The sequence below is a fragment of the Immundisolibacter sp. genome, assembly GCF_014359565.1.
GTDB lineage: Bacteria > Pseudomonadota > Gammaproteobacteria > Immundisolibacterales > Immundisolibacteraceae > Immundisolibacter.
This window is the reverse complement of record NZ_JACIZD010000007.1, coordinates 63992-78237: the sequence shown is the minus strand read 5'-3', so window position 1 is coordinate 78237 and position 14246 is coordinate 63992. Positions and strand designations below refer to the sequence as shown.

The 14246-nt window shown below is 70.3% G+C and carries 14 protein-coding genes; 6 read left to right on the top strand and 8 right to left on the bottom strand.

What is annotated here, in order from left to right; all coding sequences use genetic code 11:
* Positions 1-33: 33 nt before the first annotated feature.
* Genes fabF through H5U26_RS09910 form a run of 6 tightly spaced genes read left to right on the top strand, consistent with a single transcriptional unit; the run spans position 34 to position 5148 of the window.
* Positions 34-1275, top strand: a complete 1242-nt coding sequence (fabF, locus tag H5U26_RS09935) for a beta-ketoacyl-ACP synthase II (RefSeq protein WP_290619191.1) — start codon at positions 34-36, stop codon at positions 1273-1275.
* Positions 1276-1302: 27 nt separating this feature from the next.
* Entirely contained in the window at positions 1303-2343 is a 1041-nt protein-coding gene (gene mltG / locus H5U26_RS09930) for an endolytic transglycosylase MltG (protein WP_290619189.1), read from the top strand.
* A complete protein-coding gene (tmk, locus tag H5U26_RS09925) occupies positions 2340-2960 on the top strand; it encodes a dTMP kinase (RefSeq protein ID WP_290619188.1) in 621 nt (206 codons plus the stop codon). The genes mltG and tmk overlap by 4 nt, the downstream gene beginning before the upstream one ends.
* Positions 2957-3964 (top strand): DNA polymerase III subunit delta', encoded by a 1008-nt coding sequence (holB, locus tag H5U26_RS09920; protein WP_290619186.1) that lies wholly within the window; start codon positions 2957-2959, stop codon positions 3962-3964. Before tmk ends, holB begins: the two co-directional genes overlap by 4 nt.
* 15 nt (positions 3965-3979) lie before the next feature.
* The gene (locus tag H5U26_RS09915; protein WP_290619185.1) at positions 3980-4342 is read left to right on the top strand and encodes a PilZ domain-containing protein; all 363 of its coding nucleotides are present in this window, start codon (positions 3980-3982) and stop codon (positions 4340-4342) included.
* 2 nt (positions 4343-4344) lie between these two features.
* Entirely contained in the window at positions 4345-5148 is an 804-nt protein-coding gene (locus H5U26_RS09910) for a TatD family hydrolase (RefSeq protein ID WP_290619183.1), read from the top strand.
* Here H5U26_RS09910 and ubiG read toward each other — a convergent pair.
* From ubiG to H5U26_RS09870, 8 genes are all read right to left on the bottom strand, one after another.
* Entirely contained in the window at positions 5118-5819 is a 702-nt protein-coding gene (ubiG, locus tag H5U26_RS09905) for a bifunctional 2-polyprenyl-6-hydroxyphenol methylase/3-demethylubiquinol 3-O-methyltransferase UbiG (RefSeq protein ID WP_290619181.1), read from the bottom strand. The genes H5U26_RS09910 and ubiG overlap by 31 nt on opposite strands.
* Positions 5820-5832: 13 nt before the next feature.
* Complete coding sequence (gene hemH, locus H5U26_RS09900) at positions 5833-6798, bottom strand: ferrochelatase (RefSeq protein ID WP_290619179.1); 966 nt, start codon at positions 6796-6798, stop codon at positions 5833-5835.
* A gap of 49 nt (positions 6799-6847) precedes the next feature.
* Complete coding sequence (locus H5U26_RS09895) at positions 6848-7870, bottom strand: class I fructose-bisphosphate aldolase (RefSeq protein ID WP_290619177.1); 1023 nt, start codon at positions 7868-7870, stop codon at positions 6848-6850.
* Between the two features lie 142 nt (positions 7871-8012).
* Positions 8013-8651: a class I SAM-dependent methyltransferase gene (locus H5U26_RS09890; protein ID WP_290619175.1), complete on the bottom strand. Its 639-nt coding sequence runs from the start codon at positions 8649-8651 to the stop codon at positions 8013-8015.
* Positions 8652-8692: 41 nt separating this feature from the next.
* Positions 8693-9850, bottom strand: a complete 1158-nt coding sequence (locus tag H5U26_RS09885) for a 12-oxophytodienoate reductase (RefSeq protein ID WP_290619173.1) — start codon at positions 9848-9850, stop codon at positions 8693-8695.
* Between the two features lie 138 nt (positions 9851-9988).
* Positions 9989-12595: a cation-transporting P-type ATPase gene (locus H5U26_RS09880; protein ID WP_290619171.1), complete on the bottom strand. Its 2607-nt coding sequence runs from the start codon at positions 12593-12595 to the stop codon at positions 9989-9991.
* The gene (locus tag H5U26_RS09875) at positions 12592-12993 is read right to left on the bottom strand and encodes an OB-fold domain-containing protein (RefSeq protein WP_290619170.1); all 402 of its coding nucleotides are present in this window, start codon (positions 12991-12993) and stop codon (positions 12592-12594) included. Before H5U26_RS09875 ends, H5U26_RS09880 begins: the two co-directional genes overlap by 4 nt.
* Positions 12990-14159: a thiolase family protein gene (locus H5U26_RS09870; RefSeq protein WP_290619169.1), complete on the bottom strand. Its 1170-nt coding sequence runs from the start codon at positions 14157-14159 to the stop codon at positions 12990-12992. Before H5U26_RS09870 ends, H5U26_RS09875 begins: the two co-directional genes overlap by 4 nt.
* Positions 14160-14246: the final 87 nt, after the last annotated feature.

Here is a 14246-nt window from a genome sequence, read left to right as displayed (position 1 = left end):
TTGCCAGGGCATTCGATCGAGGGCTGCCGGGATTTGACTAAGCGACGGGTCGTCATTACGGGGCTGGGCATGGTCAGTCCGCTGGGGCTGGACGTGCCGACCTCATGGGCCGGCATCCTGGCCAGCCGAAGCGGTATCGGGCCGATCACGCAATTCGACACCAGCGCATTCAGCGTTCGGTTCGGCGGATCGGTCAAAGGCTTCGAGGTGGAGCGCTACCTGAGCGCCAAGGAAGCCCGCAAGATGGACCCGTTCGTCCATTACGGCATCGCGGCAGCCGAGGAAGCCTTGCGCGATTCAGGCCTGCAGGTGACCGCCGACAACGCCGAGCGCATCGGCGTTGTCATCGGCTCGGGCATCGGCGGCCTGCCCGGCATCGAGGCCGGACACCTGGATTACCTGAACGGCGGACCGCGGCGTATCTCGCCGTTTTTCGTGCCGGGCAACATCATCAACATGGTGGCCGGCAACGTCTCGATCCGCTTCGGGCTGAAGGGACCGAACCTGGCCGTGGTGACGGCCTGTGCCTCGGCAACCCACAGCATCGGCGACTCGGCGCGGCTGATCGAATATGGCGACGCCGACGTGATGCTGGCCGGCGGCGCCGAGATGGCCACCTCGCCGATGGGGCTGGGTGGTTTCGCGGCGGCACGGGCACTGTCCACGCGCAACGATGACCCGCAGCGCGCCAGTCGGCCCTGGGATCGCGACCGCGACGGCTTCGTGCTGGCCGATGGTGCCGGCATTCTGGTTCTGGAAGAGCTGGAACACGCCCGGCGCCGTGGCGCGACCATCTACGCCGAGGTGCTGGGTTACGGCATGAGCGGCGACGCACACCATATGACACAGCCGGACGCCAGCGGCGACGGTGCCTTCCGCTGCATGCGTGCGGCGCTGCGAAATGCCGGTCTGGATCCACAGGACATCCAGTACATCAATGCCCACGGCACCTCGACACCGGCCGGCGACGTGGCCGAAACAGTCGCCATCCGGCGCGCGTTCGACCACCACGCCGATCGCCTGGCAGTCAGCTCGACCAAGTCGATGACCGGCCACCTGCTGGGCGCCGCCGGCGGCGTGGAGGCCATTTTCTGCGCGCTCGCCCTGCGCGATCAGGTGGCCCCACCCACCATCAACCTCGACAATCCGGGCGAGGGCTGCGATCTGGACTACGTGCCGCACACCGCGCGCCCGATGCGCATCGAGCACGTGCTCACCAACTCCTTCGGCTTTGGCGGGACCAATGCCTCGCTGGTGTTCGGCCGCCTGCGCTGAAGCCCGTCCGCGCTGGCGTCATCGCCAATGACAAACCGTGACCGTCCTGCCACGCTGCGACCGGGGCGCCGCTCATGGACGGTCGCGGTGATAGTGCTGTGCGTCGCCACAGGCACCCTGGCCTGGCTCGGCCAACAGGCGCAAACGCCCCTGAAACTCGCGGCAAGAGACAGCATCGACGTGCAGCCAGGCGACACGCTGGCGATCGTGATGCGCCGACTGGGCGCTGCCGGCCAGCTCGAACATCCGCTGGCCATCCGTGCCTGGGCGCGCCTGACCGGACGCGGCGACCGCATCGTGGCCGGCGAGTACAGCCTCACCCCCGGCTCCACCGCCGCCGGTCTGCTGGCCGATTTCGCCGCCGGCCGGGTGCGCCAGCACGCCGTGCGCGTCCCGGAAGGCGCAAGGTTTCGTGACCTCCTGACCACGCTATGGGCCTCACCGGTGCTGACCGCCACCCTGCGCGACCGCACCGAGGCCGACATCATGGCGGCCCTGGGAGCGCCCGGCCAGTCCGCCGAAGGCAGCTTCCTCCCGGACACCTATTTCGTCACCCGCGGCCAGAGCGATCTCGATGTATTGCGCCGCAGCCATGCCGCCATGCAGGACCGGCTGACCACCCTGTGGCAAGCACGAGGCCCCGGTGCCCCAGCCTCCATGTCACAGGCGTTGACGTTGGCCTCCCTGGTCGAGAAGGAAACAGGCCGTCCCGATGAACGCCCGCTGGTCGCAGCGGTGTTGCTGAACCGCCTGCGCCTGGGCATGCCGCTGCAGATCGACTCGACCGTCATCTACGGCCTCGGGACGCAGTTCGATGGCAATCTCACTCGGCGTGACCTGCTCACCCCGACGCCGCACAACACCTATACCCGACGCGGTCTGCCGCCGACGCCGATAGCCCTGCCGAGCGCGGCTTCCCTGCAGGCGGTGATGAACCCGGCCATGGTGGACTACCTGTACTTCGTCGGCCGCGGTGACGGCAGCCACGTGTTCTCGCGCACGCTCGCCGAGCACAATCAGGCCGTGGACTGCTACCAGCGCCGGCAAGCGCAGCGCTGCACGTCGTGACCCGCGCCTGTTTCATCACGCTGGAAGGCCTGGAAGGCGCCGGCAAGACCAGCCGCCTGGCGGACCTCAAGGCGTTCCTGGAACAGCGCGGCAAGACCGTGCTGGCAACCCGTGAACCGGGCGGCACGGCCCTCGGGGAACGCCTGCGCGAACTGCTGCTCGCACCGGACCAGGGGTCAATGGCGCCCCTCACGGAACTGCTGCTGATGTTCGCCGCCCGCAGCGAACACGTGGTCCACCTCATCCTGCCGGCGCTGGAGGCCGGACAGTGGGTGCTGTGCGATCGCTACGTGGATGCCAGCTACGCCTACCAGGGTGCCGGGCGAAGTCTTGGTGAGGCGCCCGTGGCGGCGCTCGAGGCCCTGCTGCCGGCGCGCGCCCGGCCGGATCTGACGCTGCTGCTGGACCTGCCGGTCGAGCTTGGACTCGCGCGCGCCAATCGCCGCAGTGCCGCGGATCGCTTCGAGCAGGAAACCGTCGCCTTTCATCAGCGCGTGCGGGAGGCCTACCTGGCCCGGGCGCGCCAGCATCCGCTGCGCTACTGCATCATCGATGCCGCGGCCGGCCCCGACCAGGTCCAGGCGGCCATCGAACGGGCCGTGGAGCGCCTTCTGTGAGCGCGCCCCTGCCCTGGCAGACGTCCCAGTGGGAGGCCGTCAGCGGTGCCCGGGCCGCCGGCCGGCTGCACCATGCCCTGCTGGCTGCCGGCCCGCCCGGCGTCGGCAAGGCGGATTTCCTGGCCGCGCTCTGCGCCTGGTTGCTGTGCGAGACGCCCCGCGGCGAGGAACCCTGCGGCGAATGCCGCGGCTGCCGGCAACATGCCGCCGGCAGCCACCCGGACTGCATCGTGCTGAGCCCCGACTACCAGAACCGTCCGGTTCTGGGGGCCTATCCAGGCCAGCGCTGCCAATACGAGCCGCGCAAGAAGCCATCCAGCGTCATCAACGTCGATCAGGTGCGCGAACTGGGCGAACGCCTGCACGCCAGCGCGCACTACGGCGGCTTCAAGCTGGCACTGCTGCTGCCGGCCGACGCCCTGAACACGGCTGCTGCCAATGCGCTGCTCAAGCTGCTCGAAGAGCCGCCCGATAACACGCTGTTCCTGCTGCTGTCGCAGCGCCTGGCGCATCTGCCGGCCACCGTACGCAGCCGATGTCAGTTGCTGCGCTTCAGCACCCCGCCGCTGGCGCAGGCGCACGCGGTGCTGTCCCGAAGCGGGCCGGAAGCGGATCTGGCGCTCGACCTGGCCGGTGGCGCGCCGCTGCGGGCGCAGGGCCTGCTCGGTCAGGACATCGGCGCCGTGTGGAAGGCCGTTGGCAGCGGACTGGATGCCCTGCTCGGCGACAAGGCCGACCCGCTGCGACTGTCGCGCGAGTGGCTCAAGCTGCCGCAGGAGGCGCTGGATGCGGCGCTCTACGGCTGGCTGCGACACGCCCTGCGCCGGGCCGTTGGTGCCACATCCGGCGACGCGACTGCGCACGCGCCCTCGGTGGCCCGCCTGCGGACATTCGGACATGAGCTTGATGACTTTCTGCGCCTGCGCGAGCATCCTCTGGTCAAGGAACTCGCCCTGCAACGCCTGCTCTATCCCTTGTGGGCGGGCGCCGGATCAGCGACCTGACACCCCGGAGCGGTCATGGCAGAACACACCCCATCGGACACACCCACCGGCGTATTGGCGGTCGCCATCCGCGACAAGAACGCGCTGTATGCGTCCTACATGTCCTTCGTCAAGGGCGGCGGCCTGTTCATCCCCACTACGCGCGCGGTGCACCTGGGCGACGAACTGATCCTGCTGCTGACATTGATGGACGAGGTGGAGAAAATCCCGGTCGCCGGCAAGGTGGTGTGGATCACGCCGCGCGGCTCGCAGAACGGCAAGGTGGCCGGCGTGGGCGTGCAGTTCGTCGAGGACGAAAGCAGCCGCGTGGCGCGCAACAAGATCGAGACCTATCTGGCCGGCGCGCTCACCAGCGAACGCCACACGCACACGATGTGAGCATGCTGGTCGATTCCCATTGTCACCTGGACCTGATCGATCCCACGCTGGAGCGGGTCGAGGCCCTGCTGGCGCAGGCGGCCGCAGTTGGCGTCGGGCACTTCCTGTGCGTGAGCGTGAGCCTTGGCAACGCGCCGGTCGTGCGCGCGCTGGCCGCGCGCTATGCGCAGGTGTCCGCCTCGGTTGGCGTGCACCCCAATCAGGTCGGTGACGACGAGCCGGATGTCACCCGGCTGGCCGGTCTGGCGGCCGATCCGCTGATCGTCGCCGTCGGCGAAACCGGCCTCGACTACCACTACGGGGCCGAGCACATCACCCTGCAGCAGGCGCGCCTGCGCACCCATGTCCGGGCGGCGCGGGAAGTGGGCAAGCCGCTGATCGTGCACATGCGCGAGGCCACTGACGACACGCTGCGCATCCTCGCCGAGGAGCGGGCGCAGGAGGTCGGCGGCGTCATGCACTGCTTCACCGAGGACTGGCCGACCGCCCAGCGGGCGCTGGAGCTGGGCTTTCACATTTCCTTTTCGGGCATCGTCACCTTCAAGACCGCCGAGCCGATCCGCGAGGCCGCCCGCCGCGTTCCGGCCCAGCGCCTGCTGGTCGAGACCGACGCGCCGTATCTGGCGCCGGTGCCGCACCGCGGCAAGCAGAACCAGCCGGCCTACGTGCGCCAGGTGGCCGACTATGTGGCCGCGCTGCGCGGGATCGAGCCGTCGGCGCTGGACGCGCAGGTGGCGGCCAATTTCTTTGAGCTGTTCCCGCTGGCGAGGAAGGATCAGCCGGGCTTGCGCGCCGCCAGCAGGTAATTGACGTCCACCTGCGGACGCAGCCGGGCGCGGCGCGTGAGCGGGTTGTAGCCAAGGCCGCTCAGATCGACCACCTCCAGTCCAGCCGCCCGGCACAGGCCAGCCAGCTCCGCCGGGCGCAGGAAGCGCGCGTAGTCGTGCGTGCCCCGCGGCAGCAGACGCAGCGCGTATTCGGCGGCCAGTACCGCCTGTGCATAGGCCTTCGGCGTGCGACTCAGGGTGGAGAAAAACGCCAGTCCGCCCGGGCGCAGCAGCCCGGCACAGGCCTGCACCAGAGCGGCCGGATCCGGCACATGCTCGATCAGCTCCATGCAGGTCAGCGCGTCGAAACCGCCCGGCGCACTCGCCGCCAGGTCCGCTACCGACACTTGCCGGTAATCGATCGCCAGGCCTTGCGCGCCTGCATGCTCGCGCGCGGCGGCCAGGGCGTCGGCGGCAAGATCAATGCCGGTCACCGTTGCCCCGGCGCGCGCCAGTGCTTCGCTGAGCACCCCGCCGCCGCAGCCCACGTCGAGCACCCGTGCCCCATCCAGGCGAACGTGCCCGGCAACCCAGGCCAGGCGCACCGGGTTGATCTCGTGCAGCGTGCGCAGCGGACCGCGGGTGTCCCACCACTGCCCGGCGTGGGCGTCGAACTTGGCGGTCTCGGCCGGATCGACATTCGCGTGCATGGTGAAAACTCCGTCAATCGCGGTCGGCAGCGCGCACCAGATCCGCCAGCGCATCCAGCCAGGCCGGGCTGTCATTCAGGCTGGCAATGTACTGGAACTGGCCACCGCCGGCGGCCTGAAAGATGTGCCGACCGCCGATGGCGATTTCCTCCAGCGTCTCCAGGCAGTCGGCAACAAAACCGGGGCAGATCAGGTCCACGCGCGCCAGGCCCTGCGCGCCCCAGGCACGCAGCGTGGCGTCGGTGGCCGGCTCCAGCCAGCGCGCCTTGCCGAAGCGGGACTGGTAGGCAAGCTGCCACTGGTCATCGTCCAACTCCAGCGCATCGGCCAGCAGGCGCGCCGTGCGCATGCACTGCCCGGCATAGGGATCGCCGCGGTCGACGTTGCGCTGCGGCAACCCGTGGAAGGACATCAGCAGGCGATCCCCCCGGCCGTGAGCCGCCCAGTGCGCCCGCACACTCGCGGCCAGGGCGTCGATGTAACCCGGATGGTCGTGAAAATCGGCCACGAAATGCAGCGTCGGCAGACGCATGGCGGGTCGCAGCGCCGCCGCCAGGGCGTCGAATACGGCGCCCTGCGTGCTGGCCGAATGCTGCGGAAACATCGGCAGCACCAGCACCCGCTCGCAGCCGGCCAGCTGCGCGAGTCCTTCCGCCAGCGACGGCGCGCCATAGCTCATGGCAAACGCCACCGCGACGCCCTGCCCGGCCAACCGCGTGGCCAGACCTGCCGCCTGGCGCCGGGTGTTCACCACCAACGGCGCGCCCTCGGCGGTCCACACGCTTTGATAAAGCCGCGCCGAACGGCGCGGGCGGGTGGTCAGAATGATGCCGCGCAGGATCGGCTGCCACAGCAGCGGCGGCAGGTCCACAACCCGCCGGTCGCTCAGGAACTGCTTGAGGTAGCGCCGCACCGCAGCGGGCGTCGGCGCCGCCGGGCTGCCGAGGTTGACCAGCAGCACGCCGCTGCGTGGGCTCATGCGCGATCGGCCCAGCGGGACATTCGGCCGGCCGGTTTCGGCATTGGTCTCAGGCTGCCTGCTCCATCTGCGCCTGGTACTCGCCGCGGCAGGCAGCGCCGTTGAGCAGCGCGCGCTTGTGCAGCGCCCGCTGGCCGGCGGCGACATTTTCCTTCTTGCCACCCCAGGCCTTCAGCGCTGGCGCCTGCAGGGCGCGGCCGTAGGAGAAGCTGAACACCCACGGGTGGTGCGCCGACAGCGCATTGATGGCGTTCAGGTTCTCGGTCGCCTGCACGTCGCCCTGGCCACCGGACAGGAACATGATGCCCGGCACCGCCGCCGGCACTGTGCGCCGGAAACAGCGCACCGTCGCCTCGGCCACCTGCCGGGCACTGGCCTGTACCGGGCATTCCTTGCCGGAAATCACCATGTTGGGCTTGAGCACCATCAGCTCCAGCGCCACACCTTCGACGGCCAGTGCCTGGAATACGGCCTGCAGCACGGCGGTGGTGACCTCCTCGCAGCGCTCGAGGGTGTGCGCGCCGTCCATCAGCACCTCGGGCTCTACGATCGGCACCAGGCCGGACTGCTGGGTGATGGCGGCATAGCGCGCCAGGCCCTGGGCATTCAGCAGGATGTTGCGCGCCGAGGGCAGCTGGTCGGTAATGCTGTACACCGCACGCCATTTGGCGAAGCGGGCGCCCAGCCGGTAGTACTCCTCGTAGCGCTTGGCGAGGCCATCGAAACCTTCGGTCAGCTTCTCGGTGCTGCCCGGCGCCATGGCGAGGGTGCCCTTGTCGACCTTGATGCCCGGCACGATGCCCTTGGCCTGCAGGATGCCCGCCAGATTGCGGCCGTCATCGGTGCTCTGGCGAATGGTCTCGTCGTACAGGATCACGCCCGAGATCGCCTGTTCCAGCCCCTCGGTGGTGAACAGCATCTGCCGATAATCGCGGCGGCTGGTCTCTGTGGAATCAAGACCGATGCTGTCGAAGCGCTTCTTGATGGTGCCGCTGCTCTCGTCGGCCGCCAGCAGGCCCTTGCCGCGGGCAGTCATGGCGCGCACGGTGGCTTCCAGTTCGGTCGTGTTCATCGGACGGGTCCTCAGGGCGGGTGTGAAACAGGCCACGGCGCATGCGCCGAGCATCAGGCGGGCGATTATAGGGGGTGTGCATGACACCCACTGGACGGTAATCAACGTCAACAGCGCCCGTCGCAGGTCACTGCCGTATCGATCAGCGGAGGTACCCGAATACCGCCAGATGGCGATCGGTCAGCTCGCGCACGACAAGTTCCTGCAGCCCGGCGAGGCCGAGTTGGGTCTGCACTTCCCTCACCGTGAACGCCGCCCGCAGCGAGGCCTCGAAATCGCGCCGCAGTACCGCCGGTTCAGGCTCACTGTAGGTGTCGACCAGATGTCGCAGGACGCCCGCATCGGCCGGACGCCGCAGGTCCGTGACATACACCGCCGCGCCCGGCGCGGCGGCGGCGCGCACCGCCCGCCACAGCACCTGCGGCCGGTGCAGGTGGTGCAGCAGGCTGTTGCTGAGGATGACCTGGTAGCCGGCACCGGGCAGCGGGTCGTTTGGCAGCAGCGCCCGGTGCAAGCGCACCCGCGCCGCGAGCCCGGCGGCAGCCACCTGCGCCCGGCCGAGTTGCAGCATGGCTTCGGCGCCGTCCACGCCATCGATCTGCCAGCCGGGAAAGGCGCGTGCAAAGCGCAGGCTCACGTCCGCCGGTCCGCAGCCCAGGTCGAGCCCCCGCGCTGCCACTGGCAGGACCGGCAACAGGCGGCTGATCTGATCGACCAGGAACTGGTGCGGAGCGGAAAAATCGGCACTGGCATAGGCCGCGGCCTGCTCGGCCGCGTCCATGAGTTCCGGTTCCGGTTGCCGCTGCATCCCGGCGCAGGCGCTCAGACCAGCGTGGCCAGGACCTCGCGCCGGAACGGCACCAGCTCCTGCCAGCGTCCGGCCCGCACCTTGGCGGCCCAGTCCGGGTTGGCGACCATGGCACGGCCGACCGCGATCAGGTCGGCATCGCCATCGGCCAGCAGGCGGGCGGCCTGGGCCGGATCGGCAATCTGGCTGTCGGCGCCCATCAGAGACTCGCCGATGGTGGTGGTGTAGGTCACCCCGCCGGCGGCGCTGACCGGCAGGCCGGAGGCCTGACGCACATGCCAGGCCAGGCCGTGCCCGGCCGGGTCGGCAGCGGCGGGGAAGCCAGGCGTTTCGATGCGATGCGCGGCGACATGAAAGCCGTCGACCCCGGCCGCCTTGAGGCAATTCACCGTCACCGCCAGGTCGGCCGGCGTCGGCCAGGTCACCCAGCCGTAATCGCTGACCGAGAACTGCGACAGGCCCATCAGCAAGGCGAAGCCAGCGCCGGTCTTGCTGCGGGCCGCACGCACGATGTCGCAGGCAAAGCGCGCGCGAGCGGCCGTGTCGCCGTTGTAGGCGTCGTCGCGGCGGTTGCTGTCGGCGTTGAAGAACTGCTGGATCAGGTAGCCGCTGGCGCCGTGAAACAGCACCCCGTCGAAGCCGGCGCGTTGCGCGCGGGCGGCAGCGGCTGCAAATTCGCCGGTCACGGCATTGATGTCGGCCTGCGTCATCGCCCGCGGCTCGACGTAACTCAGGTGCCCGTCGAAGGTCGACGGGTCCGCCACGTCGATGTACGGCCCGCTCGCCGCCACGGCGCTGGGCGCAACCGGCTGGGCGCCGCCGGTGGCCCGCGGGTGTGACAGCCGCCCGCAGTGCCACAGCTGCACCATGATCCGGCCGCCGGCCGCGTGCACGGCATCCACCACGGCCCGCCAGGCGGCTTCCTGCGCGTCATCACACAGGCCGGGCACGCCCCGGTAGCCGCGCGCCGGGCCCATGTCCACCACCGTGGCCTCGGTGAAGATCAGACCCGTACCGGCCGCGGCGCGGGCAGCGTAATAGCGCGCCACGTTCGGTCCGGGCACTCCGGCCTCACCGCAGAACGAGCGCGTCATCGGCGCCATGACCACCCGGTTGGGCAGGGCCAGGCTGCCAATCCGGACCGGTTCGAACAATGCACTCAATTCGTTCATGACCATCACCTGAGAGGGGTAGCCGAGCCGACGACACCCGCCGATGGGGCCGCCCGGCGGCGATTGTATGCAGGATGCGGCCGCGAACCGCCGCCGCGACGCCCGGACACCGCAAGGCCGAACGGCTACCGGGCCACCTCAGCGCCGCAGCATTCCCGGCAAGAGCGGCAGCAGACTCGCTGCCGCGATCAGCCCCCACTGGCGCGCATCCGGCGGCGCCAGATGCAGCACCTGCGCCAACGGCCGGCAGTAGACGGCCAACGCCAGCAGGCCAAGGCACAGGCCCAGCGCGCCCCACACGTAAGGATTGCGCGTGACGGCATTGTCCAGTCGCCCGCTGCCGGCCGGGCGCATGTTCAGCACGTGCCACAGCTGCGCCAGCGCCAGGGTCAGAAACGCCACCACCACCGCCTGCTGCGCCGTAGCCGCAAGCAGCTTCAGAGCCAGCGCAAAGGCCAGCAGCGTGGCGGCGGTGATGCTGCCGCCGTGGCCGACGATCTGCCACCAGTGCTGCCGGGTCAGCAGCGGCTCGCCCGATGGGCGCGGCGGCTGGCGCATCTCGCTGCCGTCGGCCTCGCCGGCCCCCAGCGCCAGCGCCGGGAAGACGTCCGTCACCAGATTCAGAAACAGGATCTGCAGCGGCAGCAGCGGCAGCGGCCCACCGGCCAGCGTCGCCAGCCCGACCACCAGCACCTCGCTCAGGTTGCAGGACAGCAGGTACACCACGAAGCGCCGGATGTTGCCGAAGATCACCCGCCCCTGCGCCACCGCTGCGGCGATGCTGGAGAAGGCATCGTCGCGCAGCACCATGGCGGCTGCCTGGCGCGCCACCTGCGTACCGCGCAGGCCCATGGCGATGCCGATATCCGCCTGCTTCAGGGCCGGCGCGTCGTTGACGCCATCGCCGGTCATGGCGACCACCTCGCCGCGCGCCTGCAGGCGCGTCACCAGCGCCATCTTCTGCGCCGGGCTGACGCGCGCAAAAACGGTCGCGGCCAGGACTGCATCTTCGCCGCCGAAATCCTGCGGGCGTTCGAGGGCCTCGCCGGGCAGCACCCCGGCGACCGGGCCATCGGCGTGGGGCTCGATCAGATGCAGCGTCTGAGCCACATGGTTGGCCGTAGCCGGCTGATCGCCGGTCACCATCACCACCCGGATGCCGGCGGCCCGGCACTGGTCGATGGCCGCAAGCACGTCACCGCGCGGCGGATCCATGAGTCCGACCAGGCCCAGCACGGTCAGGTCCGCATAAGGATCGACCGCCACGTCGTTGCAGTAGCGCTCGGCCAGCGCCAGCACGCGCAGCCCGCGCCCGGCCAGCGCGTCATTGGCGGCCAGCCACTGCTCGCGCAGCGTCTGGGTGAGCGGCGGCGACGAGTCGCTACCGTCGGCCACCGCCACGCAGCGCGCCAATACCGCCTCCGGCGCACCCTTGACCGCGACCCGGTAGCCACCGGGCACGCGGTGCACGGTGGCCATCAGGCGCCGCACCGGATCGAAGGGCTCCTCGCGCAGACGCTCCGGGTCCGCCAGCGTTATGCCGCGGGCCGCCTGCAACAGGGCCACTTCCAGCGGATCGCCGACGCCACCGTCGCCGTGCAGGGCGGCGTTGTTGCACAAGCGGCCGGCATGCAGGAGCCGGTCCCGCGCCGCGGCGAGGGATGCCGGCACGGCATCGGCGGGCACCTCCAGCGGCCCTGGGCCGGGCAGCACCAGGTGCGTGACGGTGAGCCGATTCTGGGTCAGCGTGCCGGTCTTGTCCGTGCAGATGACGCTGGTGGCGCCCAGTGTCTCCACCGCCGCCAGGCGATTGATGAGGGCGTTGCGGCGCGCCATGCGGTGCATGCCGCGCGCCAGCGACAGCGTGGCCACCACCGGCAGACCCTCCGGCAGCGCAGCGACGGCCAGCGCGATGCCGGTCATCACCATCAGCATCAGATCGCGATCCGCGGCCAGACCGGTGGCCGCGATCGCCGCCGCGATCAGCAGCGCCAGCCCGGCGAGGCGTTGGCCGAGGCGGTCGAGACGTTTTTCCAGCGGCGTCGCCTGCGGCTTGGCCTGGGCCACCAGGCGGCTGATCATGCCCAGTTCCGTGGCAACGCCGGTGGCGGTCACGACGCCGAGCACGGTGCCGGCGCTGACCGCCGTGCCCCGGTACAGCATGCAGGCGCGCTCGGCCAGGGGCGTGCCGGGCGGTACCGGATCGGCATGCTTGGCCACCGGCAGGGACTCGCCGGTGAGCGCCGATTCGTCCACCTGCAGGCGCGCGCTGTCCAGCACACGCAGGTCGGCCGGCACCAGATCGCCGCCCTCGAGCAGCACCACATCGCCCACCACCAGCGCCTCGTCAGGCAGCTCCTGCAGCGCGCCCTCGCGACGCACCCGGCAGGTGGTGACGCCCAGCCGGCGCAGCGCCTCCATGGAGCGCACCGCCCGCAGTTCGCTGAAAAAACCGATGGCCGTGTTCAGCGCGATCACCGCCAGGATGGCGTAGGCCTCCACGGTGTCGCCGAACAGGAAACCGATGCCCGCCGCCAGCGCCAGCAGGCCCACCAGCAGACTGCGCAGCTGCGCCCACAGGATGGCAGCCAGGCTGCGCGACTTGACCTCAGGCAGGCGGTTCGGGCCATCCCGCCGCAGGCGCTGCTCCACCTGTCCCGAATCCAGACCGACCGCCGGATCGACGCCGAGCCCGCTGGTCACCTCCGCCGCGGTCTGGCTCCATGGCACCTGTGGCGCACTCATGACGCGGGCTCGAACTGCGGCACCAGAAAACCGTCGGCCCGCGCCTCCCAGCACGCCCGCAGCAGCATGCCGATGCGCACCTGCCGCCAGTCGCAGCCGACCAGGTTGCTCATCATCTGCGGGCCTTCGGCAAGGCGCACCGTGGCCAGCACGTAAGGCACTTCGGTCGCATAGCCCGGCAGCGGCGCGTAGTGCACCACCGAGTAGGTGAACAGTTCGGCATCTCCGCGCAGCGGCTGCCAGGCCAGGCGCTGCCCGTAGCAGGCGCGGCACCAGGGCTGCGGATGCCAGACGTAGGCACCGCAATCGGCGCAGCGCTGCATGAGCAGCTGCCTTTGCTGTGCGGCGTCCCAGAACGGCCGCGTCAGCTCATCGATGTTCGGCAGCAGCTTGCTCACGGCGCATCCCCCAGCAACAGCACGGCATGCTCGCTCATCATGCCGCCGTAGCAATGCACCAGTGCGACAGGCGCCGTCACCTGCCGCTCGCCGGCACGGCCCATCACCTGCAGCGCCGCCTCGGCGATCACCGACAGGCCGGAGGCGTCGCCGGTGTGACCGAACGACAGTAGGCCGCCGTTGCTGTTGACCGGCAGGTCGCCACCCGGCGCGCCGCGGCCGTCCAGGAAAAACCGCCCGCCCTGCCCGGCCGGCACCAGGCCCATGTGCTCGACACCCAGAATCGGGTTGTAGCTGAACGAGTCGTAGAGCTGCGCCAGGCGCACGTCGCCGGGCGTGAGACCTGCCATGCGGTAGGCCACCCGGGCCGCCGCCTGGCCGCCCACGTCGTCCAGCGATCGCAACTGGCTGATGTTGGCGCGGCGGTGGATTTCGCCAAACCCGCGCAGCCAGGCCGGCCGCGGATTCAGCCGCCTGGCCAGCCGCTCGCCGGCGACCAGATAGGCCCCGCCGCCGTCGCAGGGCACCGAACAGTCCAGCAGGTGAAACGGCGAGGCGATGGGCCGGGATTCGATCACCTCGTCGGGCCTGAGCGGGCCCTTTGGCGCCATCAGCGCCTGCGGGTGGCGCAAGGCCCAGGCGCGCTGGCCGACCGCAACCGCCGCCATCGCCTCGCGGCCGATGCCGTACTCATGCATGTGGCGCGTGGCCACCTGGGCGTAGATCGGCGGGATGTACGGCCCGTACAGGCTGTCGAAATCCGGGTGGGCAAAGATGCGCGTGTTGCGCTGCGCACCGCCGCCTCCCACGTTCGGAAAGCGTCCGGCCGACACGCACAGCACACCGTCGGCAAGACCGGCGCGAATGGCCAGCGCGGCGCGGGTGGCCATCACGGCATGGGTGGAGCCGCCGACGTTGAGGGTCTCGGCAAACGTCGCCTCCAGGCCCAGTTCCTCCACCAGGCGCTCGTGCACGAAGATGTTATCCGACACTCCGTCGGCCATGCCGGCCGGCGCCACCAGCAGACCCTGGATGTCGCCGGGCTCGATGGGCCACTCGGCCAGCAGCCGGGCGATGGCGGCCTGATACAGGCTGTGGGTCGAACGCTCCGGATACCGACCGGGCGTGAGCTCCGACACGGCAGCAATGGCAACGGCGGCGGACATGCGCGCTCCGTGATGCGGAAAGAACCAGGCCGCCGGTCAGAAAGTGGCCGCGTGGCGCGCTGACTGAAGATCCCCGCACCGCGCGCC

Excerpts from the sequence above, each read along its gene's own strand:
- mltG (WP_290619189.1), top strand. The coding sequence starts at position 1,303 with ATGACAAACCGTGACCGTCCTGCCACGCTGCGACCGGGGCGCCGCTCA.
- H5U26_RS09915 (WP_290619185.1), top strand. The coding sequence starts at position 3,980 with ATGGCAGAACACACCCCATCGGACACACCCACCGGCGTATTGGCGGTC.
- H5U26_RS09910 (WP_290619183.1), top strand. The coding sequence starts at position 4,345 with ATGCTGGTCGATTCCCATTGTCACCTGGACCTGATCGATCCCACGCTG.
- ubiG (WP_290619181.1), bottom strand. The coding sequence starts at position 5,819 with ATGCACGCGAATGTCGATCCGGCCGAGACCGCCAAGTTCGACGCCCAC.
- hemH (WP_290619179.1), bottom strand. The coding sequence starts at position 6,798 with ATGAGCCCACGCAGCGGCGTGCTGCTGGTCAACCTCGGCAGCCCGGCG.
- H5U26_RS09895 (WP_290619177.1), bottom strand. The coding sequence starts at position 7,870 with ATGAACACGACCGAACTGGAAGCCACCGTGCGCGCCATGACTGCCCGC.
- H5U26_RS09890 (WP_290619175.1), bottom strand. The coding sequence starts at position 8,651 with ATGGACGCGGCCGAGCAGGCCGCGGCCTATGCCAGTGCCGATTTTTCC.
- H5U26_RS09885 (WP_290619173.1), bottom strand. The coding sequence starts at position 9,850 with ATGAACGAATTGAGTGCATTGTTCGAACCGGTCCGGATTGGCAGCCTG.
- H5U26_RS09880 (WP_290619171.1), bottom strand. The coding sequence starts at position 12,595 with ATGAGTGCGCCACAGGTGCCATGGAGCCAGACCGCGGCGGAGGTGACC.
- H5U26_RS09870 (WP_290619169.1), bottom strand. The coding sequence starts at position 14,159 with ATGTCCGCCGCCGTTGCCATTGCTGCCGTGTCGGAGCTCACGCCCGGT.